This window comes from Rossellomorea marisflavi (assembly GCF_022170785.1).
GTDB classification, from domain to species: Bacteria; Bacillota; Bacilli; order Bacillales; family Bacillaceae_B; genus Rossellomorea; species Rossellomorea marisflavi_B.
The window spans coordinates 514,034-536,612 of the sequence record NZ_CP081870.1 but is presented as its reverse complement, the minus strand read 5'-3'; the positions used below and the strand labels follow the sequence as shown (position 1 = coordinate 536,612).

At 50.7% G+C, this 22,579-nt stretch carries 18 protein-coding genes; 1 reads left to right on the top strand and 17 read right to left on the bottom strand.

The features are described from left to right. Positions 1 to 1,438: 1,438 nt before the first annotated feature. Both K6T23_RS02790 and K6T23_RS02785 read right to left on the bottom strand, forming a co-directional pair. Complete coding sequence (locus K6T23_RS02790; RefSeq protein ID WP_056532809.1) at positions 1,439 to 2,563, bottom strand: DEAD/DEAH box helicase; 1,125 nt, start codon at positions 2,561 to 2,563, stop codon at positions 1,439 to 1,441. Beyond that, positions 2,560 to 3,891 (bottom strand): ATP-binding protein, encoded by a 1,332-nt coding sequence (locus tag K6T23_RS02785; protein WP_238283545.1) that lies wholly within the window; start codon positions 3,889 to 3,891, stop codon positions 2,560 to 2,562. The genes K6T23_RS02790 and K6T23_RS02785 overlap by 4 nt, the downstream gene beginning before the upstream one ends. Before the next feature lie 234 nt (positions 3,892 to 4,125). Between K6T23_RS02785 and K6T23_RS02780 the strand changes: the two genes are divergently transcribed. Further along, positions 4,126 to 4,422, top strand: coding sequence for a hypothetical protein (locus K6T23_RS02780; protein WP_218245082.1), 297 nt, complete (start codon positions 4,126 to 4,128; stop codon positions 4,420 to 4,422). Between the two features lie 26 nt (positions 4,423 to 4,448). On the opposite strand, the gene thrB is transcribed toward K6T23_RS02780, so the two are convergent. From thrB to K6T23_RS02705, 15 genes are all read right to left on the bottom strand, one after another. Beyond that, entirely contained in the window at positions 4,449 to 5,378 is a 930-nt protein-coding gene (gene thrB / locus K6T23_RS02775) for a homoserine kinase (RefSeq protein ID WP_238283544.1), read from the bottom strand. Beyond that, the gene (thrC, locus tag K6T23_RS02770) at positions 5,372 to 6,436 is read right to left on the bottom strand and encodes a threonine synthase (RefSeq protein WP_056532798.1); all 1,065 of its coding nucleotides are present in this window, start codon (positions 6,434 to 6,436) and stop codon (positions 5,372 to 5,374) included. The genes thrB and thrC overlap by 7 nt, the downstream gene beginning before the upstream one ends. Next, positions 6,433 to 7,731 carry a homoserine dehydrogenase gene (locus tag K6T23_RS02765; RefSeq protein WP_056532796.1) on the bottom strand — a complete coding sequence of 433 codons (1,299 nt, stop codon included), beginning with the start codon at positions 7,729 to 7,731 and terminating at the stop codon, positions 6,433 to 6,435. The genes thrC and K6T23_RS02765 overlap by 4 nt, the downstream gene beginning before the upstream one ends. A 183-nt stretch (positions 7,732 to 7,914) precedes the next feature. Then, positions 7,915 to 8,898, bottom strand: a complete 984-nt coding sequence (gene ilvA, locus K6T23_RS02760; RefSeq protein WP_238283543.1) for a threonine ammonia-lyase — start codon at positions 8,896 to 8,898, stop codon at positions 7,915 to 7,917. After that, positions 8,898 to 9,503: a 3-isopropylmalate dehydratase small subunit gene (gene leuD / locus K6T23_RS02755; protein WP_079514717.1), complete on the bottom strand. Its 606-nt coding sequence runs from the start codon at positions 9,501 to 9,503 to the stop codon at positions 8,898 to 8,900. Before leuD ends, ilvA begins: the two co-directional genes overlap by 1 nt. A gap of 11 nt (positions 9,504 to 9,514) precedes the next feature. Continuing rightward, positions 9,515 to 10,930, bottom strand: coding sequence for a 3-isopropylmalate dehydratase large subunit (leuC, locus tag K6T23_RS02750; RefSeq protein WP_142126373.1), 1,416 nt, complete (start codon positions 10,928 to 10,930; stop codon positions 9,515 to 9,517). Between the two features lie 39 nt (positions 10,931 to 10,969). Further along, entirely contained in the window at positions 10,970 to 12,082 is a 1,113-nt protein-coding gene (gene leuB / locus K6T23_RS02745) for a 3-isopropylmalate dehydrogenase (protein ID WP_048005705.1), read from the bottom strand. A 45-nt stretch (positions 12,083 to 12,127) separates the two neighbouring features. Next, positions 12,128 to 13,681 carry a 2-isopropylmalate synthase gene (locus tag K6T23_RS02740; protein ID WP_238283542.1) on the bottom strand — a complete coding sequence of 518 codons (1,554 nt, stop codon included), beginning with the start codon at positions 13,679 to 13,681 and terminating at the stop codon, positions 12,128 to 12,130. Then, the gene (gene ilvC / locus K6T23_RS02735) at positions 13,668 to 14,702 is read right to left on the bottom strand and encodes a ketol-acid reductoisomerase (RefSeq protein WP_238283541.1); all 1,035 of its coding nucleotides are present in this window, start codon (positions 14,700 to 14,702) and stop codon (positions 13,668 to 13,670) included. Before ilvC ends, K6T23_RS02740 begins: the two co-directional genes overlap by 14 nt. A gap of 28 nt (positions 14,703 to 14,730) precedes the next feature. After that, positions 14,731 to 15,252 carry an acetolactate synthase small subunit gene (ilvN, locus tag K6T23_RS02730; protein WP_048005708.1) on the bottom strand — a complete coding sequence of 174 codons (522 nt, stop codon included), beginning with the start codon at positions 15,250 to 15,252 and terminating at the stop codon, positions 14,731 to 14,733. Continuing rightward, positions 15,249 to 16,970 (bottom strand): acetolactate synthase large subunit, encoded by a 1,722-nt coding sequence (gene ilvB, locus K6T23_RS02725; RefSeq protein WP_238283540.1) that lies wholly within the window; start codon positions 16,968 to 16,970, stop codon positions 15,249 to 15,251. Before ilvB ends, ilvN begins: the two co-directional genes overlap by 4 nt. 339 nt (positions 16,971 to 17,309) lie before the next feature. Next, positions 17,310 to 18,977: a dihydroxy-acid dehydratase gene (ilvD, locus tag K6T23_RS02720; protein WP_056532783.1), complete on the bottom strand. Its 1,668-nt coding sequence runs from the start codon at positions 18,975 to 18,977 to the stop codon at positions 17,310 to 17,312. A 15-nt stretch (positions 18,978 to 18,992) separates the two neighbouring features. Further along, positions 18,993 to 19,892 (bottom strand): branched-chain-amino-acid transaminase, encoded by a 900-nt coding sequence (ilvE, locus tag K6T23_RS02715; protein ID WP_053428812.1) that lies wholly within the window; start codon positions 19,890 to 19,892, stop codon positions 18,993 to 18,995. Between the two features lie 623 nt (positions 19,893 to 20,515). Then, the gene (locus K6T23_RS02710) at positions 20,516 to 21,661 is read right to left on the bottom strand and encodes a homogentisate 1,2-dioxygenase (RefSeq protein WP_056532780.1); all 1,146 of its coding nucleotides are present in this window, start codon (positions 21,659 to 21,661) and stop codon (positions 20,516 to 20,518) included. After that, on the bottom strand, positions 21,600 to 22,577 hold the full coding sequence (locus K6T23_RS02705) for a fumarylacetoacetate hydrolase family protein (protein ID WP_148985979.1): 978 nt from the start codon (positions 22,575 to 22,577) through the stop codon (positions 21,600 to 21,602). Before K6T23_RS02705 ends, K6T23_RS02710 begins: the two co-directional genes overlap by 62 nt. Positions 22,578 to 22,579: the final 2 nt, after the last annotated feature.

Below are 22,579 nucleotides of genomic sequence, written 5' to 3'. Positions count from 1 at the left end.
AACGGAACGAACCCATCACACCACATCCCACTCAAAAAAGGGGAGTTAAATGGTTATTTACCAAAATGCAGGGTGAATTGTTGGACCATTCCCTTCCACCCCATCATCACCGCATCGTGCAGTGCAGCGAAGGGTGGTCGACTCCTGCGGGTAGGCGGGCGGATGAGACCCCGCAGGCACGAGGAGGCTCACCGCTCGCCCCGCGGAAAGCGGCCACCCGTAGCGAAACGGAACGAACCCATCACCCCACATCCCACTCAAAAAAGGGGAGTTAAATGGTTATTTACCAAAATGCAGGGTGAATTGTTGGACCATTCCCTTCCACCCCATCATCACCGCATCGTGCAGTGCAGCGAAGGGTGGTCGACTCCTGCGGATAGGCGGGCAGATGAGACCCCGCAGGCACGAGGAGGCTCATCGCTCGCCCTCGCGGAAAGCGGCCACCCGCAGCGAAACGGAACGAACCCATCACTCACTACACAACCAACTCAAAGAAGAAGCATGGAGTTGAATGGCCCTTTACTAAAAGTAGGGTGAACTGGGACCATTCCCTTCCACCCCCATCATCAACGCATAGTGCAGTGCAGCGGAGGGTGGACGACTCCTGCGGATAGGCGGGCAGATGAGACCCCGCAGGCACGAGGAGGCTCATCGCTCGCCCCGCGGAAAGCGGCCACCCGAAGCGAAACGGAACGAACCCATCACACCCCAACTCAACTCAAAGATCCAAGGCTGAATGAACCCATCACAATTCGTAAGTTAAACCAACACTCCCCCAAAACCTATATAAACCCCTGATTTAACCGTCTTCCTCAAGAAAAACACTAAAAAACAAAGAAACTTTACAAAAAATAAAGAAAAACCACGATTCCCCTACAAAATCCTCTTTAAATCAGATTATATCAATAATTCTGAACATTTGATTAATTGCACGAACCTGCTATGATACATAATAACAAAAGAAAGCACCACCCACCTTAAAAGAAAGGCGTGATTCCAATGAAGTAGGAAAGCAAAGCATATCAACATCACCATCCGCAATGAAATGGCCCGTGAAAACCAGTTTCAGGATCGTGTGGATATGCGGGGACGCGCATCATTCTTATTTCAGGGGATGATACCAATGAAGAACGTCAGCGAAGCATGCTAAATCACGATACGCCAGAAGAAGGCCCGTGAAAACCTCCTTCGTATCCTGTGGGCATGTGGGAAAATCAGAAGAACGAAAAAAATAAACTAAAGCATGCAATTCCATTAATTTTAAAAAATGAAGGTTCGTATGTTGATTAGTAAGAAAGGATCGTAAAGGTAAATTGAATAAGATGTATTTACATTAAGGCGCTGTTTATGTTCAGTATACATAGACAGCGTCTTGCACTGTGTTCAGGGATTAAAAAACGACCCCTCCTGTCAACAGGAGCGGCCGTCAGGGCAGCAATTATCGCGGATCTTTCAGCTGTCCGCCGTGGATTGTTTTTTCATTGAACGATAAATCCACTTCTTTTCCGAGCTTTTCAAGGAAGCTCTGTTCACGTTTGGATACCAGGGAAATGACGGTTCCTGAAGCTCCCATTCTTCCCGTTCTGCCCGAACGATGGATGTACTGCTTTGTATCGGTCGGGAAATCGAAATGAACTACGTGGGTGACCCCTTGGATATCGAGGCCGCGCGCTGCCACATCCGTTGTAAGGAGCATCGGGACTTTCCCAGCCCTGAAGCGGTCTAGAGATGCCTTCCTCTCCACCTTCTTGGATTCCCCTGCAAGTACCTCCAGATCCACGCCTTTAAATTTCAACTTTTCTTCTGCCTCGGAAAGTTTATCAAGCTGATTGAAAAATACAAGGGCTTTTATGTCCTTGAAATGAGCAAGATTTCTCAGCGCCTCGATCTTATCACGGAGCTCTGTGTACACATAAAGATGCTCGACATTCGGCTGGTCCAATTTTTCATCGATCTTCACTAATTCCGGATCCTGCAAGAGCTCTTCAGCCACCCTTGAGGTTTCCGGTGACAAAGTTGCAGAGAAGAAGAGCACCTGTCTCTCCTTCAGTGTCGATTTGATGATTTCCCGGACTTCTTTCACATGCTCGTGAGTGATCATCAGGTCGAACTCATCCACAACGATGGTTTTCACTTCATGCATCTTCAGTTTTTTCAGCTTCATGAGCTCCAGGAGACGTCCCGTTGTACCGACGATGATATGAGGCTTCTTTTTCAGCTTTTCCAGCTGCTTCTTGATATTTGCTCCACCGATGAAGGCCGCACCGGTAACGCCCGTATCTTTGCCCCATTTAGTAATTTCCTGTTGAATTTGCATCACCAGTTCCCTTGAAGGGGCAATGATCACTGCCTGTGCCTGCTTTCTCGAAGGATCGATAGCCTGGATGATGGGAAGCAGATAGGCTAATGTTTTTCCTGTTCCTGTCGGCGACTCGCAGATAAGGTCTTTTCCTTCAAGCACCTTCGGGATGGCTTTTTCCTGGATCGGGGTCATATCTCCAAAACTGGATTCATCCCACGTCTTTTGTATGGCTGGGTGATCGATAAGTTCAGTTGCTTTCATGTTACATTCCTCTCTTCTGCATCGGCACATGTACTTCCTTTCCATAATGGAAGGCGGATTTCCACCGTTGTACCGACATCTTTTTCTGTTTTAAATGTTAAGGAGCCTTTATGGCGCTGGATGATTTTTTGACATACAGCAAGTCCAAGTCCGGTCCCTTTTTCTTTTGTCGAGTAGAATGGTTCTCCGAGTCGCTCCACACGCTCCGGATCCATTCCTGTACCGTTATCTTCTACATATATGAAGGCGTGATCATCGGAACTGCCTAACGTAATGCACACATGTCCGTTCCGATTCTCCGGTATGGATTCCACACCATTCTTGATAATATTGATGAATACTTGCTTAAGCTGATTGCCCTCGCCCATCACCAGCATGTCTTCAAGTCCCTTGTTGCGAAAGGTCATGGACACATTATCCATATGTGCCTGCGCTTCCATCAGTACGAGGACATGGGATAATAATTGGTCGATACGGTGAGGACGAAACGGGATATCCTGTTGTTTACCGAGTATGAGCATTTCTCCTGAGATCAGATCGATCCTGTCGACTTCTTGATGCATGATATCCAAGTATGATGACTGCACTTCATTTGACGTTTTCAACAGCTGGATGAAGCCCTTTAGTGAGGTCAATGGATTCCTGATTTCATGGGCGACAGCTGCAGCCAGCTGTCCGATGACCGAAAGCTTTTCCGAGGCGAGTGCCATTTCCTCGTTTTTCCTCTCACGGGTGATATCCCGGGCAATGGCAAACATACCGGTCACTTCGTCATTGATGATGATGGGGACAAAGGAACATCGCACCAATTTTGACCGAACACCAAGGTGGATGGTCGTTTCAAATGTTGAAGGCACACCTTTCAATGTTTGGGAATGGTGTCCTTTCAACAGGTTCAGATCGTTCTTTTCTAAGTATTGGCTGAACGAAACCGACTTGAGGCGATCCATGGACGATTCAAGGAGCTTTTCCGCCTCACCATTCACATAGATGACCTGACCGTTCAAGGATAACTCAATGAAGGCGTCGGGATTTTGCTCAATAAGGGAATGATAGTGCTGATTCCTGCTTTCAAGCTGGACTTCTTTCTTACGCAACCGCTCATTGGCAAGTGTGATTTCACGTGTGGTCTTATGGACAAGGAAATAGAGTACTACGCCTGTGATGAGGATGAAAAACCACCCTTTAAAGCGTTGGGAGTATATATATAAACCCAGATTCTCCTTTGCCAGATGAATCGACACATAGTCAGATAAGAAAATCCAAAGCAATCCGACCAGAAAATACATCAACGCAATTCGTGCGGCTATCCATTTAGCTTGTCCCATCTTAAGCGTCACCTAAATTCACGTAGTCTTTCCTATATGGTTTCACCAACTATGATGAATTATCACAGTGCTGTTTCCGACTCCCCTATCATACCACGCTGTGAGGGTGCTTAGGAGATGAATTCAGACCATCTGTCTTTTTTGTCCCTCCTTCCTTTGAACCAAATTGCCCCCTGTACGTTTAAAGCTCTTCCTTGAGGAAAAAGGTTACTATGTGAAAGCAGGTGACAGAATATGTGTACGCTTCATAAAACAAGGCTGTTCAGCCGGAGCGGTAGCATCACCATTCCGAGAGAGTGGCGGGAACGATTCGGATTGTTGCCAGGCAGACAGGCGGAATTCATCCATGAGGCAGGGTCCATCCTGATCAGGGAGGCACTCGAAGAGACCACCTACAATAAAGGATTTATATCGGAGAAAGGAACAGTGAATATTCCCAAAGAGCTTCGCGAGGACCTGGGAATTCAACCGCGTTCGATCTATCACTTATATGCGGATGACGAAGAGCAGGGGATTGTGATGACGAGGTGAAAGTGAAAAAAAGCCCGCCCCTTCGCTTATAGCGTGAAAGGACGGACCTTCGGCTGCTCAAGGACAGAGCTGCCTTCGGATGTAATCAGAAGGTGACGGACGAGCATATGGGGAAATGACTGCTTGATTTCGTTAGCAAGATCCGCCCCTTCCCCCTTCCCGGTAAAGCAAGCAATCGTAGGGCCGGCCCCACTTAGAGCGACGCCGAATGCCCCTGCTTCGAGTGCAGTCCTTTCCACCAGATCATAATGTGGTAAGAGGCTTTTGCGGTATGGCTGATGGTAGCGATCCGCCTTCATCATCCTGCCGGCTGTTTCAAGATCACCATTCAGGAGGGCGGCGACCAGGACGTTGGATACGGATCCTGCAAGGACCGATTCAGTGAATGAAAGCTCATCGGGCAGTGCTTCCCGTGCCTCAGAAGTTTTCAGCTCCGTCGGGGGAATGACGGCGACCACATCAAAAGCAGGATTTTGAATCGATACGAGTTCCAAATCCTCTCCCGACTGAGTCGCAATCACAAGTCCTCCGTAAAGGGATGCTCCCACATTATCAGGATGGCCTTCAAATCGATTGGCTTCCTTCAGCTTCTCAAGCATCGTCAGGTTCAGCCCACAGGCGGCATTCGCCAGTTCAACCCCGGCAATGACGGCTGCGGCACTCGATCCGAGTCCCCGAGTGAGCGGGATCATGCTCTCCACGGACAGCTTGCACGGCGGATGGACCTTACCATGACGTCCTGCTACTTCCATGGCCACACATACGATGAAATGCTCCTCATCCTTCGGGAACTCTTTAAGTTCCGGTGAAAGGGCAATAACCTCCCATCGCTCCGCTTCCTCGGCATCAAGGTTCAGATAGAGGTTCAGTGAAAGGCCGATGGAATCAAAACCCGGTCCAAGATTCGCCGTACTGGCTGGAACAGTGATTTTCCAAGAGCGCCCTTCGCCTACCATACCCCCATCGTCCCCTTGATATAATCCTTCACAGCTTCCCTATCATTCGGGAGTTTCGCCGGAATGACGGGACTATATTCAATCGCTGTCTGGGGATCCTTCAGGCCATTCCCCGTGAGGACGGCCACAACCTTCGATCCTTTAGGCAGCACGCCTGACTGGAGGGATTTGCGGATGCCTGCGATGGAAGCACATGAGGCAGGTTCGGCAAAGATCCCCTCTGTCTTGGCAAGAAGCTGATACGCTTCAATGATTTCTTCATCCGTGACCTCATTGATATGTCCATTCGATTCCTTCAGGGCGTCCACTGCCAGCGACCAGCTCGCCGGGTTGCCGATTCTGATGGCCGTCGCCAAGGTTTCAGGCTGCTCGATCACCCGGTCATGAACAAGTGGTGCGGCACCGGATGCTTCGAATCCGAACATCCTTGGAAGACCTGATTGCTTCTTCCCGTCGTATTCCTTGAATCCTTTCCAGTAAGCAGAGATATTCCCTGCGTTCCCTACAGGAATGGCCAGGATATCGGGGGCAGAGCCGAGCGTATCCACCACCTCGAAGGCTGCCGTCTTCTGTCCTTCCAGCCGATATGGATTCACTGAATTGACCAGGGTGACCGCTTCGGTCCGGCTAAGATCCCGGACGATTTCCAACGCTTGATCGAAATTCCCTTCAATGGAGACGATCTCAGCACCGTACATGACCGCCTGTGCAAGTTTTCCTTGTGCGATCTTACCTTCAGGAATAACGACGATGCATTTGAGTCCGGCACGTGCGGCGTATGCTGCAGCAGACGCTGACGTGTTACCGGTGGATGCACAGATGACTGTCGAGCTTCCTTCTTCGACCGCCTTCGCCACTGCCAGGACCATCCCGCGATCCTTGAAGGATCCTGTCGGATTGGCTCCTTCAACCTTCACATGAAGATCGATGCCCCATTCCTTGGACAGGTTTTCAAGCTTGATGAGGGGCGTATTCCCTTCATGCAGTGTCAATCCGGGTGTTTGCCCCGAAACAGGCAGGTTCTCTCCATACTCCTTGATCAGTCCGTCCCAACTCATGCCTTTCCGCCTCCTTCTACTCTGTAAGTGCTCTCGATGGAATGTACCGTTTCTTCGTCTTTCAGTTCCATAAGGATGTCCTCGAAATGATCCAGGGAGGCCTGATGGGTCACCACGACGATTTCGGCTACTCCCTCCGTTGCCAATGGGTTTTGAAGGATTTTTTCAAATCCTACCCCGTGAGAAGCAAAAATGCTGGTCAGCTTCGATAGCACGCCCACCTCATCCTTTACATGGAGACGAAGGAAATGCTTCGATTTGATTTCAGACGACTCCTTGAGCTTCTTAGTGAACTGGGGATGGACCGCGCTCTTCCCGTTGACTCCAAGCCTCATATTCTTCATGATCCCCACCATATCTGATACGACCGCAGTAGCCGTAGGAAGGCTTCCTGCACCCGGTCCATAGAACATCGTTTCACCTACGGCTTCTCCATACACATATACGGCATTATACTCATCATTGACAGAAGCAAGAGGATGTTCCTTCTGCAGCAAGGTCGGTTCGACGCTCACCTCCACCTTCTCCCCGTCCCGATGGGCATACCCGATGAGCTTCATCGTATAGTCGAATTGATCTGCGTATTGAATATCTTCGCCCGTCACTCCTGTGATCCCTTTAACCTTGACATCTGCAAGATCAACATTCATGGAAAAACCGAGCGTGGAGAGGATCGCCATCTTCCTTGCAGCATCGAGACCTCCTACGTCTGCCGTTGGATCGGCTTCCGCATACCCAAGGTCCTGAGCTTCTTTCAGCACCTCTTCAAAATTGCTGCCTTCTTTCGTCATTTTGGTAAGGATGAAGTTCGTCGTGCCGTTGACGATTCCCATCATTTTCGTGATTCGATCGGAAGAGAGCCCGTCTACCAGGCTTCTGAGTATCGGGATCCCACCTGCTACGCTCGCCTCGTAGAAAAGGTCGCAGCCATTTTCAGATGCTGTCTTCAATAGTTCCGGTCCATGGAGAGCCATAAGATCCTTGTTGGCCGTCACAACATGCTTTCTCTGCTTCAGTGCGGATAGAAGGTGTTCCTTTGTAGCCTCGATGCCTCCCATGACCTCTACGATAATATCAATCTCAGGATCGTTCAGGACTTCGGCTGGATCCGTTGTGAGGACCTCCCTTCCGAGCTTCAGATCTCTTTCCTTCTCAAGTTCCTGGACGAGTGCTTTTTTCACTTTTACCGGGCAGCCGATCTGATGGGTCAGCTTATCCTGATGATTCTCTACTATTTTAACGACCCCTGACCCCACTGTTCCAAGTCCCAAGAGTCCGATTGATATGGATTCCATTTAGCCATAACCTCCATGTGTTCATTTGGAATATACATTTGTTCTTCTATAGAGGACATTATAGAGGAAACATCCAGCCCTTACAATACATTTTTCAGAATAAATGGAAAATATATAAAAGACGGATTCTTCCAACGAAAAGAGAGGACCGCCCTTTACGTAAAGAGCCGCCCTTCCCACTGTTTACAGGATATGATGAAGCTGCCGGGCAGACTTCGACAGATCACGGAATACCGAGATCTTTCCTGGATCAATATTTCCTCCGCTGATGACGCAGCCAACCTTCTTCCCCTGAACGTTCACCTTTTTACAGATTACCGCCGCAAGGGAAGCAGCACCCGCCCCTTCAACCAAGGTCTTTTCCCGTTCAAGCATGAACATGATGGCACAGGAAATTTCTTCATCCGTTACCGTCACCATATCATCGACGTATTGTTTGATGATAGGGAAGGTCAGTTCCCCTGGCTTTTTCACAAGCAGTCCATCTGCAATCGTATGGACATGCTCCAGGGGACCTTTCCCCCTTCCAGTGAAGAAGTTGTAAGTGGCAGGTGCCCCCAGTGCCTGAACGCCGATGATTCGGACCTTCGGGTGAAAGGCTTTGACGGCAGAGGCCATACCCGCAAGGAGGCCACCCCCTCCGACCGGTACGAGGATGACTTCCAAGTCACTCAGTTGTTGAAGCATTTCAAGCGCTACCGTCCCCTGTCCTGCCATTACCTTCGGATCATCGAATGCATGGACGAAGGAGGAGCCCCGCTGCTGTTGATCTTCAAGGGCCGACTGGAAGGCTTCGTTGTACGTATCTCCACCTAGTACAACCCCTGCACCGTAATGTCTGGTAGCCGCGACTTTCGTAGAAGGAGTGCGTTTGGGCATGAAGATTTTCGAAGAGACGTTCCTCATGGCCGCAGCCAGGGCCACACCCTGTGCATGGTTGCCTGCAGACGCAGCAATGATCCCTTTCTCTGCCTCCACTTCCGGGAGGGACATGATTTTGTTCATGGCCCCCCGGACTTTGAAGGAGCCCGTACGCTGAAGGTTCTCCATCTTCATATAAATGTCGCCGCCCGTGTAGGCATTCAAGGTGGCCGACTGCTTCAAAGGGGTCCGGTGCACTTGATGGCCGATTCGTTCCATTGCTTCTACAACGTCAGTGTGATCCATTAAATTCCCAAGCTACTCACCTCATATTTTTTTTCATAGGCATCGATACTGTCACCGTATTCAAGGGTCAATCCGATTTCATCCAGCCCTTTGATGAGCATATTCTTCCAGTAGGGATCGATGGAGAAGGACACCTGCAAGCCTTCGGAATCTTTAATCGTTTGATCCTCAAGTGAAATCTCGATTTCATACTGCTCAGCCTTCCGTTCATTCGCCCAAAGCTGATCAACGATTTGATCGTCAAGTCGGATCGGGAGGATGCCGTTTTTCAAGCAGTTGTTATGGAAGATATCTGCAAAACTCTTCGCAATGACCACTGAGAACCCGAAATCCTGAAGCGCCCAAGGGGCGTGCTCCCTCGATGAACCACATCCAAAATTCTTCCCTCCGATCAATATCCCGGCATCTTTGTAGGCCGGGGTGTCAAGGAGAAATCCTTCCCGAAGTGTCTTCCCATCGTCTTCAAATCGCCAATGATAGAATAGGAACTGACCGAAGCCCTGGCGTTCGATCCGCTTCAAGAACTGTTTGGGGATGATTTGATCTGTATCGACGTGATCCCGGTGCAACGGGAATACGCTCTCTTTTACATGATTGATTGCCATGGTGTCACCTCCTATGATACTGAAATCCTTTCTAATTTCCGGACATCCGTCAGCTTACCCGTCACGGCAGCGGCCGCTGCCATGGAAGGGCTGAGGAGGTGGGTGCGCGACCCGTTGCCCTGCCTGCCTTCGAAATTACGGTTGGATGTAGAGGCACATCGCTTACCCGGCGGGACGATATCATCATTCATGGCGAGGCACATGCTGCATCCTGCCTCCCTCCATTCAAAGCCCGCTTCTTGGAAGATGGTATGGAGACCTGCTTCCTCAGCCTGTTGCTTTACGCTGAACGAGCCTGGAACGACAAGTGCCGTTACCCCTTCCTTCACCTTATGACCCTGCACCACTTCGGCGGCTGCTCGTAAATCGCTCAACCGCGAGTTGGTACAGGAGCCAATGAATACATAGTCAACGGTGATGTCTTCAATGGACTGATCAGGCTCAAGGCCCATATAGTGAAGGGCACGCTCGATCCCTTCACGATCCGACGCGTCTTCATACGACTGTGGATCCGGGATCCTCGCCGTGATGGGTGCCCCCATCCCGGGGTTCGTCCCCCAGGTGACGTGAGGCTCAATGTCCTCTCCCTTCACCTCGATCCGTTGATCATACTCAGCATCGGCGTCACTCTGCAGGGACAACCAATCCTCTTTCAACTCCTGGAATGAGCGATTCTTCGGAAGGTTCGGACGCCCTTCAAGATAGGCAATCGTCGTCTCGTCAGGGCTGATGAGACCTGCTTTTGCACCTGCTTCGATACTCATGTTACAGACGGTCATCCGCTCTTCCATGGAAAGGTTCCGGATGACGTCGCCCGTGAACTCGATAACATGTCCGGTACCGAATCCGACACCGTGAGTGGAAATGATGTTCAGGATCACATCTTTTGCCGTCACCCCAAATCCAAGCTTTCCGGATACGTTCACCTGAAGGGTCTTCGGCCTCGATTGCCAAAGGGTCTGGGTAGCCAATACGTGCTCCACCTCACTCGTCCCGATCCCGAACGCCAGGGCACCGAACGCCCCATGCGTGGATGTATGGCTATCCCCGCAGACAATCGTCTTCCCTGGCTGTGTGAGTCCGAGCTCCGGACCGATGACGTGGACGATCCCTTGATCAGGGTGATGGATATCGGCTAACGTAACGCCGAATTCCCGGCAATTCTTCTTCAGTGTATCCATCTGGAGTCGTGCAATCTCATCACGGATGATATGCCGCTCCTTTGTCGGGACGTTATGATCCATCGTCGCGTAGGTCAGATCCGGACGACGTACCTGCCGTCCCTTCATGCGCAGACCTTCGAATGCCTGGGGGGAGGTGACTTCATGCACCAGATGCAGATCGATATATAGGAGGTCCGGCTTTCCTTCTTCTCTTTGTACAACATGCCTTTCCCAAATCTTTTCAATAATGTTTTTGCCCGTCATGAGCTCCCTCCTTATACTTCTGTCGCATTTTGATGTCTCTTATAGGTAAGCTGATAGAATTGAAGATAGTGCATGGTCTGCTTCCAGTCTCTCTACGACGAGATCGCTCATGGCTTCAGTCCCGACTGCAGTGCCCCTTCCACCGCTCCAAAGGTCACCTGTCCGGAAGCCTGCATTCAACACTTCCTGCACGGCCATTTCGATCATTTCCGCCTCTTCCTGCATGCCGAATGAATGCCTCAGCATCATGGCCACCGACAGGATCATGGCGAGGGGATTGGCTTTTCCTTTCCCTGCGATATCCGGCGCCGATCCATGGACCGGTTCATAGAGTCCGAATGCATCCTCCCGCAGGCTGGCTGATGGCAGCATGCCCAGTGATCCGGTGATCATGGAGGCTTCATCACTGAGGATGTCGCCGAACATATTCTCCGTTACCATGACATCGAATTGACCCGGCTGATACATGAGCTTCATTGCAGCTACATCAACAAGCATGTGCTCCACTTCCACTTCCGGGTATTCCTTTGCTGCTTCGTTGACGATTTCTCTCCACATTCGGCTTGTTTCCAATACATTGGCCTTGTCGACGGATGTGAGACGCTTCTTCCTCTTTTGAGCAAGACGGAAAGCTTTATGGACGATCCGTTCGATCTCTGACTTTTCATAGACCAGGGTATCGACGGCCACTTCATCTTCTGCTCCCTGCCTTCCGGATGGCTGCCCGAAGTACAGTCCTCCCGTCAGTTCCCGAACGATGATCATATCGACATCTTCAACGATTTCCTTTTTCAGGGGGGAAGCTGAGATCAAGCTGTCAAATGCCTTTACCGGCCGAAGGTTCGCAAACAGTTCGAATTCCTTCCGGATCCCAAGAAGACCTTTTTCCGGCCTCTGTTCTTTAGGAAGGTTCTCCCACTGCGGTCCTCCGACGGCACCAAGAAGGATGGCATCACTCTTCTTGCAAAGCTCGATCGTTTCTGCCGGGAGCGGACTTCCGAATTGATCGACAGCCGCTCCACCGATGTATCCTTTTTCCACTTCAAACTCATGGTTGAACCAATCACCCACGGCCTTCAGAACCTTCAGGGCCCCATCCATCACTTCCGGCCCGATTCCATCTCCAGGTAATACAGCAATTTTCTTTTTCATGAGAATGTCCCTCCCTGAAGGGGCGTCGCCACCCCTGTTATGTTGTTACGAACTTACTTCCACCGCTTCTTTTACGTCAGATGATGCTTTCCTCTGGGCCAGTCGGTTCACGGCATTGAGATAGGCACGGGCCGAAGCCTCGAGTACATCCTGTGCGGTTCCCCTTCCGCTTGTCTTTACACCTTCATATTCCAGATGGACATAGACTTCGGCGAGTGCATCCCGGCCACCGCCGACGGAGTTGATCCGGTAGTCAAGCAGCTTCGATGTCCCCGGAAGGATGCGTTCGATTGTATTATAGATAGCTTCCACGCTGCCAGAACCGGTCGATGCAAGCTGGGTGACGCTTCCGTCTTCAAGCTTCAGCTCGATCGTTGCAGTAGGGATATTGTCCATCCCATACTGCACCTGCATCCTTTCAAGACTGAACCCGACTCCTTCTACCATTTCTGTTTGTTTATTCGTCAGGATGCTGAACAGATCATCATCCACGATTTCTTTTTTCTTATCTGCAAGCTCTTTGAACGCGTGAAATGCTTCGTTCAACTTTTCATCCGTCAGCTCGAATCCGAGCTCCGATGCCTTATTCTTGAAGGCATGACGTCCGGAGTGCTTTCCGAGGACGAGGCGGGTCGAGCTGTTCCCGATCAATTCCGGTGTGATGATTTCGTAGGTAGTCTTTTCTTTCAGCATGCCGTCCTGATGGATCCCGGACTCATGGGCGAAGGCATTATCCCCGACGACGGCTTTGTTTGCCGGTACCCTCATGCCCGTAAGCTTGCTGACAAGGGCGCTCGTCTTCTTGATTTCATCAAGCTTCAGGCGCGTCCCTGCACTGTAGAAATCTTCACGGATCCGAAGGGCGACGGCGATTTCTTCAAGGGCTGCATTTCCTGCCCGCTCTCCGATTCCGTTGATCGTCCCTTCGATCTGATCGGCTCCATTTTCGATTGCTGCGAGAGAGTTGGCCGTCGCCATCCCCAAGTCGTTATGACAATGGGCGGAGAGCTTGATTCCGTCAATATTCGGAACATTCTCCCTGACATATTTGAAGATTTCTCCGTACTTCTGAGGCGCGATATAGCCGACCGTATCGGGAAGGTTGATGACGGATGCTCCTGCATCGATGACTTCCTTCATGATCCTGACAAGGAAATCAAGATCGGTACGGCAAGCATCCTCTGCCGACCACTGGACGACGGGGAAGAACTGTTTCGCATATTTCACGGCCTGGACCGCTGTTTCAACGACTTGGTCCGGCGACATCTTGAGCTTATGGGTCATGTGGATCGGCGATGTGGCAAGGAATACATGGAGCCTCGGCTCTGCCGTGTTCTTCAGCGCTCCCCATACAGCATCGATATCCCGCTGCTGGGCTCTGGCAAGACCGGTCACCGAGCTGTTCTTGATCGTTTCGCCGATCCGTTTCACTGCGTCGAAGTCACCCTTGGAGGCAGCAGGGAAGCCGGCCTCTATGACGTCGACTCCCAAGCGCTCCAGCTGCTTTGCCACCTCGATCTTTTCAAGCGTATTGAGGTTCACACCCGCCGATTGTTCACCGTCGCGAAGCGTTGTATCGAAAATATCAATGGTTCGCACTGGAGACCACTTCCTTCTCTTTTTTGGAGGATTTCTGCTGTACGAATGGCATCATGGCCCTCAATTCCTTGCCGACCACTTCGATCGGATGCTCGCTCTCACGGTTGTTGATGGCGTTGAACTCAGGGCGGTTTGCCTGGTTTTCAAGGATCCAGCCCTTTGCAAATTTACCTGTCTGGATGTCGGTGAGTACATCCTTCATCCGCGCCTTCGTTTCCTCATTCACGACACGCGGGCCGGAAACGAAGTCACCCCACTGGGCTGTATCGGAGATGGAGAAGCGCATTCCTTCGAGACCTTGCTCATACATAAGATCGACGATCAGCTTCAGCTCATGGAGACACTCAAAGTAGGCAACTTCTTTTTGATAGCCTGCTTCCACCAATGTCTCAAACCCTGCTTTCACAAGGGATGTCAGCCCCCCGCACAGAACAGCCTGTTCACCGAATAGATCGGTTTCCGTTTCTTCCTGGAAGGATGTCTCGAGGATTCCTGCACGTCCTGCTCCCACTCCTTTTGCGTACGCAAGGGCTACGTCTCGGGCATTTCCCGTCACATCCTGATACACGCCGAACAGTGCCGGTACACCTGCGCCTTCTTCAAATGTGCGTCGCACAAGATGCCCTGGACCTTTAGGGGCTACAAGGAATACATCCACATCTTCCGGAGGAACGACTTGAGAGAAATGGATGTTGAATCCGTGAGCGAAAGCGAGGGCTTTGCCCGCTGAAAGGGCCGGTTTGATTTCGGCTTCATACACCTTCGGCTGATACTCATCCGGGAGAAGGACCATGATGACGTCCGCTTGTTCGCTCGCTTCGCGTACGGAGTATACGTCGAATCCATCTGCTACCGCTTGATCCCATGACTTGCCTTTACGAAGACCGACTACGACATCAAATCCGCTTTCCTTCAGGTTTAGTGCGTGTGCATGACCTTGAGATCCATATCCGACAACTGCCACTTTCTTGCCTTTCAAAACCTCTTCATTTACGTCACCGTTATAATATACTTTTACCATTTCTCTCATCCTCTCGATTTTTAATAGGTTAGTTGACGATTGTATACTGCTTCATATCTGTGACGCTTTTGCTGTTGCCCCGTGCAAAAGCGGTGATTCCAGTCCTTGCAATTTCTTTGATTCCGTATGGTCTCAGGAGGTCGATGATCGCTTCGATCTTCGACGTTTCCCCCGTCACCTGGACCGTCACGCTGTCCCTTGCGACGTCGATGATGGCTGCGCGGAATGGTTCGACAATTCCGTTAATTTCAGATCGGGTTTGACCTGTGCTGAGCACCTTGATGAGGGCAAGTTCCCTTGCCACCACTCCCTGGTCAGTAATGTCCGATACCTTCAAGACATCAATCTGCTTGTGGAGCTGTTTCAGGAGCTGCTCGATCTTGCGGTCATCTTCCACATTCACGACGAAGGTCATCCTGGAGACACCTTCCACTTCTGTATAGCCGACCGAGATGCTCTCGATATTGAACTGTCTTTTGGTGAACAGCCCGGTCACCCGGTTCAATACCCCGCTCCGATTATGGACGATGGCCGTTACAATCCGCTTCATGGTTTCACTCCTATCATTTCGTGTAATCCCTTGCCTGGAGCAACCATCGGATAGACGTTTTCCTTCGGATTGACCCAACAGTCGATCAATGCCGGCTCGTCACTCGTCAACGCTTCTCTGAGGACCGATTCCACTTCTTCCTGCGTTTTCACCTGATAACCTTTGATGCCATAAGACTCAGCCAGTTTCACAAAATCAGGCTGCAGGGAGAAGACCGATTGGGAATACCGTTCTTCGTAGAATGTTTCCTGCCACTGCCTCACCATTCCTAGGGTTCCGTTATTCAGGATGACCACCTTCACTGGGAGATCGAGCTCTTTTAATAGAACCAGTTCCTGCAGGGTCATCTGGAAGCCTCCATCCCCTACGAACGCCACGACTTTCCTCTCCCTGTCTGCAAGTTGCGCCCCGATTGCCGCCGGGAATCCGAATCCCATCGTGCCGAGTCCGCCAGATGTGACCCAGTTATTCGGGTTTTTGAACGAGTAATATTGTGCCGCCCACATCTGGTGCTGGCCGACATCGGTGGTGACGACAGCTTCTCCGTTGGTCAATTCGTATACCTGTTCGATGAGCCTCTGAGGAGAGATGATTTCCTCTGCCCGGTTGTACCAGAATGGATATTCCTGTTTATTGGCCTTCAATCGGCTATGCCACTCCTCGAAGTAGCACTTGCTCTCATCGTGCTCGAGGATCTTGACTAGAGCGTGCTTCGCATCAGAGACGATCGGGATCTGCGTCTCTACATTCTTGCCGATTTCTGCCGGGTCGACGTCGATGTGGACTACTTTCGCATTCGGGGCGAAGGTGGCCAGATTCCCCGTCAGCCTGTCATCGAATCGGGCACCGATATTGATGAGTAGGTCACATTCATGAAGGGCCATATTGCTTGTGTAGCACCCGTGCATCCCCGCCATCCCAAGGAACAAAGCATGATCGGCGGGAAATCCGCCAAGACCCAGCAGCGTATGGACCACAGGAAGATCATAATGTTCAGCGAATTCCTTCAGCTCCTCGGAGGCCTTTGCGTGAAGGATGCCTGCACCCGCTAGGATCACAGGTCTTTGTGAGTGCTTCACAGCTTCGATCAATTTTTTGATTTGCAAAGGGTTCGGGTGAAGATTCGGCTGATAGCCCGGAAGATCCATCTCCTGATCCTCGGCCGGACTAGCGATTTGAACAGTAAGGTCCTTCGGAATGTCCACCAGGACCGGACCAGGTCTGCCTGTGGAAGCAATGTGGAATGCTTCTTTGACTATGCGGGGAAGATCAGCAAGATCCCTCACCTGGTAATTGTGCTTGGTGATCGGCATGGTGATCCCGACTACATCCGCTTCCTGGAAGGCATCCGTCCCGATGACATTCGATGCGACCTGTCCGGTGAAGATCACCAGGGGCAGGGAATCCATCATGGCATCGGCGATTCCCGTCACAAGGTTTGTCGCCCCGGGTCCCGAGGTTGCTATGACGACACCTGGTCTTCCCGATACCCTGGCATACCCTTCAGCCGCATGGATGGCGCCTTGCTCATGGCGGGCCAGCACGTGCTTGATGGGGGCTTTGTAAAGAGCATCGTATATCGGCAGGACCGCTCCTCCCGGGTACCCGAACAGAATCTCAACTTTTCCCTCCTTTAACGCCTTCATGAGCATATCAGCACCGTTGATGTTTTCTGCCAGTGACTGTGAAGCCAGATCCGCCTCTACTTTGGCTCTCATTGCCTATCTCCTCCCTTTCATTTCATGATTTTTATGAATCTATCACACAAAAAAAACTTTTCACCCACTACGACAGAGTTTATCTTTCGCAGGGGCGAAAAGGTTTGCTTCCTTTCCACGGTACCACCCTAGTTCAGAGACGACGTTCATCTCCCTCAGCAGGCTGAAGAATTTCAGCCTTCGTTTTTGTAACGAGTAGAGTCTACTCGATCGTTCCTAATCACTGTTCAGAACGATACTCAGAGGGGATGTCGGTATTGGTTGTATTACTGGTTCGCAGCCCCACCAGCTCTCTGTGAATACAAAACCCAATCCTTTTGCCTCTTCACCGATTTTTCTTTATTCTGTTTTCAGTATTCCACCTGTGCTTGCCGATGTGACAAGCTTTGCATATCGAGCGAGATATCCTTTTCGTATTTTAGGAGCGGGCTGGACCCACTCTTGCTGTCTGAAGGTGAGCTCTTCCTCTGAAACCATGAGGGAGATGGTACGGTTGGTGAGATCGATGAAGATCGGATCTCCGTTCTCCACGACCCCGATCGGGCCGCCTTCCGCAGCCTCAGGTGATACGTGACCGATGGAGATGCCACGGGATGCACCGGAGAAACGTCCGTCCGTGAGGAGGGCCACTTTCTTCTCAAGCCCCCGCCCGGCGATCGCCGCTGTCGGGGCGAGCATTTCCGGCATCCCTGGACCGCCTTTCGGTCCTTCGTAGCGGATGACCACTACATGACCTTCCTTCACTTCACCACTTTCGATCCCGGCAAGGGCCTCATCCTGCGATTCATAGACGATGGCCTCGCCCATGAATGTCTTGATGGAAGGATCGACTGCCCCTACCTTGATGACACCACCATTCGGAGCGATATTTCCGAAGAGGACAGACAACCCTCCTACAGGACTGTAGGCGTTATCTTTTCTCCTGATGACTTCATCATTCACGATTTCAGCATCTTTCACATTTTCATAGAGTGACTTTCCTGTAACGGTGATCCGGTCGCTGTGGACCGCACCCATCTCACACAGCTCCTTGATGATGGCACTCACTCCGCCGGCATTATGGACGTCTTGCATGGAATAATCCGACGCAGGGCTGATCTTGGACAGATACGGCACCCTTTCCGCTACGGTATTGATGCGGTTGATGTCGTAATCGATTTCCGCCTCATTGGCGATGGCAAGGGTATGGAGGACCGTGTTGGTCGAACCTCCCATGGCCATATCGAGGGCAAAGGCATCGTCGATGGTGTCTTTCGTGATGATATCCCTCGGTTTGATGTCCTTCTTCACCATTTCCACAAGGTGCTTGGCAGCGTCCTTGATGAGCTGGTGGCGCTCTTCCGATGTTGCCACGATCGTCCCGTTACCAGGAGGGGCCATCCCGAGCATCTCCATGAGGGAGTTCATGGAATTGGCGGTGAACATCCCTGAACAGGATCCGCATGTAGGACACGCATTTTGCTCGATGTCCAGAAGCTGTTCGGCTGTCATCCTGCCCGATTGATGGGCACCCACCCCTTCGAAAACAGATACGAGGGAAAGGGGTTTTCCTTCGCTTGATACACCTGCCTCCATCGGTCCTCCCGATACGAAGACGGAAGGAACGTTGGTGCGAACGGATGCCATCAGCATGCCTGGCGTGATCTTGTCACAGTTCGGAATGTAAAACACTCCGTCGAACCAGTGGGCGTTGATGACCGTTTCGGCTGAATCGGCGATGAGCTCCCGGCTCGGAAGGGAATAACGCATCCCGATGTGTCCCATTGCGATCCCGTCATCCACGCCGATCGTATTGAATTCGAACGGGATGCCTCCTGCTTCCCGGATCGCTTCTTTCACCACGGCTGCGAAGTGATTGAGATGCATATGTCCCGGTATGATATCGATATAGGAGTTGCATACCCCGATGAAGGGCTTCTCCATGTCTTCCAATTTGACTCCCGTCGCATAAAGCAGGCTGCGATGGGGAGCGCGGTCGATTCCTTTTTTGATCATGTCACTACGCACATCAGCACCTCCAACTTACCCGACTTGAGCATTTTGTTTGTAAACTTTTCTTCCATCCTGCGTGACAGTGTCCCTGAACTGTTGCAATAATTTATTTGTACATTCACCCGGTTTACCGTCTCCGATCACACGTCCATCGACTTTGACGACAGCGATGACTTCTGCTGCAGTACCCGTGAGGAAGACTTCATCCGCAGTATATACATCGTGGCGTGTAAAGACTTCTTCTTTCATTTCATAACCGGATTTCTGGGCGATTTCGATGATGGCGTTTCGTGTGATGCCTTCCAGCGCCCCTACATAACCTGGTGGAGTCAGGATCTTTCCTTTCTTCACGATGAAGATGTTATCGGCGGATCCTTCCGCTACATACCCTTGATCGTTCAGCATCAGCGCTTCACTCACACCGGCAAGGTTCGCTTCGATCTTTACGAGGATATTGTTCAGATAGTTCAACGACTTGACCTTCGGCGATAAAACATCCGCACGGTTCCGTCTGCTTGCCACGGTGACGATCTCGATCCCCGTGTCATACAATGCTTTCGGGAATAGGGCGAGCTGTTCTGCGATGACGATGATCTGTGGATGGCTGCAAGTGAAGGGATCCAATCCGAGATTCCCTACTCCGCGGGAGATAACAACCCTGATATAGGCATTTTCAAGTTTATTCATTTTCAATGTTTCAATGATGATATTGCTCATCTCTTCTTTTGAGACTTCGATGTTCAGCATGATGGATTTGGCTGAATCGTAAAGGCGATCAACATGTTCTTCGAGACGGAAGACATTGCCGTCGTACATTCGAATGCCTTCGAACACTCCATCTCCATAAAGAAAACCATGGTCATAAACAGATACTTTTGCATCTTCCTTTTTTACGTACTGACCGTCTAAGTAAATCCACTGCTCGCTCATGTTCATCATTCCTTTCACGATTAAATTTATTTGATTATTCGGAATATTAATTTTCTAACACATCTATTTACGTCCAGACCCCTTTTAAAAATGGGTGCGAAGACCGCCACTGACCTTTTCTGATGCGATTAAAAATTTTATTGAGGACAATGTTACTCCCGTTTTAAGGGAAGGTCAACACTATTTCGGTAAATTATTAGACAATTTAGATTTGTCAGATTATATGGTAACGCTTTCATCTTTGTCCTTATCATGTTTATAGAACCTAAAAAAAATAATTTTTTGTTCTTGTAAAATCCTTGATAGTTTTTTCCCGAAGATGTTGAGTTTACAGGGCTCATGACACCCTTAGACACCATTCATCACCCCCCTCTCCCTCTCCCCATTCTCAACAACCCCTCCCAAATGAGAATCGATCCACTTTAATACTCTAATAGAAGAAACGCTACTCTTTTTAATTTCCAGATGAAACCGAATGGGAACACTCCCATTTGTGACATGTTGCACAAGAACAACCCATTTATTTACGATTAACGAAATAAATGGAGAATCAACTTCCCCTCAGTCAGTTTAAAATCTCTATAAAATAAAAAGCCGGCTCCTGTTCGGAACCGGCTTTCCTTTTATACCCATGTATACATATATGCTTGATCTTCGACATCTTTTGCCTTCTTCACGATTTTCAGGGGCCTGAACGTATCGATCATGACGGCGAGTTCCAATGTTTCTTTTTTCCCGATGCTCGCTTCTGTCGTTCCAGGATGCGGCCCATGGGGAATCCCGCTTGGATGGAGGGTGATCGATCCTCTCTTGATGCCCTTGCGGCTCATGAAATTCCCCTCTACATAGTAAAGGAGCTCGTCGCTGTTGACGTTGCTATGGTTGTAAGGGGCCGGTATGGCCTCTGGGTGATAATCATAAAGCCTCGGGACGAACGAGCAAACCACGAAATTATGGCCTTCGAAGGTCTGGTGCACGGGTGGCGGCTGATGGACCCTGCCCGTGATCGGCTCAAAGTCTTCAATGTTGAACTTCCATGGATAAAGATAGCCGTCCCATCCCACGACATCAAGGGGATGATGATCCAAGATATGAACATGGATCGATCCGCGGGACTTTGTCAGGACGCGATATTCACCTTTTTCATCACGGGATTCCAGCACTTCCGGTCCCGAAAGATCACGCTCACAGAATGGACTGTGCTCGAGGAGCTGGCCATATTCATTCCGATACCTGCGTGGAGTGGTGATCTGACTGAATGACTCGACTACTAGGATCTTTGTCTCTTCCTCGGGTATGATCCGGTGGATGGTGCCGATCGGTATGATGATGTAATCGCCTTTCCCGTAAGAAAGGGTGCCGAACATCGTCTCCACTTTCCCTGCTCCGTAGTGGATGAACAGCATCTCATCTCCATCACCGTTACGGTAGAAGTCACTCATCGCATCCTTCACAGATGCAGTCCCGATGAGGAGATCGCTATTCCCGAGAAGGTATTCCCTGGCGTTCAGGGCGTCCCCCTTCTTCTCGATTGCATCTGTGAAAAAGTGGCGGTGGCGAAGGGTACCCTCTTCTTCGAATTCAGGCAGGTAGCTGCCTCCGTAAGATGCTTCAGAGACTGCAGTCGGAAGATGATGATGATAAAGGATCGATTGGGTCCCTGAGAACCCCTTCGTCCCCATCACCTGCTCCCGGTAGAGGCTTCCATCATCTTTTTTGAACATCGTATGACGCTTGTGGGGGATCGTCCCCATCCGGCGATAATACATGATCCCTTTCCTCCCTTACACTGATTGTATTCTTCAAGATTCCGAGACCGGTGATGCCAAGCTCGACAACATCACCGGGTACAAGCCATGGGTGGACTTCCTCACCAAGCTCGAGGAGGCATCCTGTGCCGACGGTCCCCGATCCGATCACTTCCCCGGGAATGAGCATGACATTTTCAGATGCCCTGGCAATCATGGCGGGAAACGTGTAATGGATCTCCTTGTAATTCCCTTTTGATAAAAGGACCCCGTTCACCGTCGCGGTCATCTCCAGGTCGAGACGGTCCCCTTCACGATAGGATTCCAGTTCATCCCTCGTCACAAGATAAGGGCCGAAGGTGGTGGCAAAGTCTTTCCCTTTCGCCGGTCCGAGACCCACCTTCATCTCTTCACGCTGAAGATCCCTCGCACTCCAGTCGTTCATGATCATATAGCCGTAGATATAGTCTTCTGCCTGTTCAACCGGAATGTCTTTACCTCTGCGACCGATAACGCAGGCAATTTCAAGTTCGTAATCCAAGCATGCGCTCCCTTTCGGAACCGTGATGGGCGCATCAGGTCCTGAGACACTCATGTGATTGGTGAAGTAGAAGACCGGCATCTCATACCATTCCGGTACGACCGCAAGGCCCCTTCTCTGCCGGGCATTCCTTACATGATCCTCAAACGCATAAAAATCACGAATGCTCACTGGATCAGGCAGGGGAGCCACGAGGGATAGCTCCGAGAGAGCATATTCCCCTGTAAGGGCGGAGAGCTCGCGCATGAGCGCTATGCCTTCATCCCCCAGTTCGATCAGGCGCCTCATCTCCTTCGGTAAGCGGCCACAGCTCGCCTGATGGAGGTCAATCACCCTGTCACCGCTTACGAGGCCAGCCCTTACGTCATCTCCCTCTATAAAACTCACTAACTTCATCT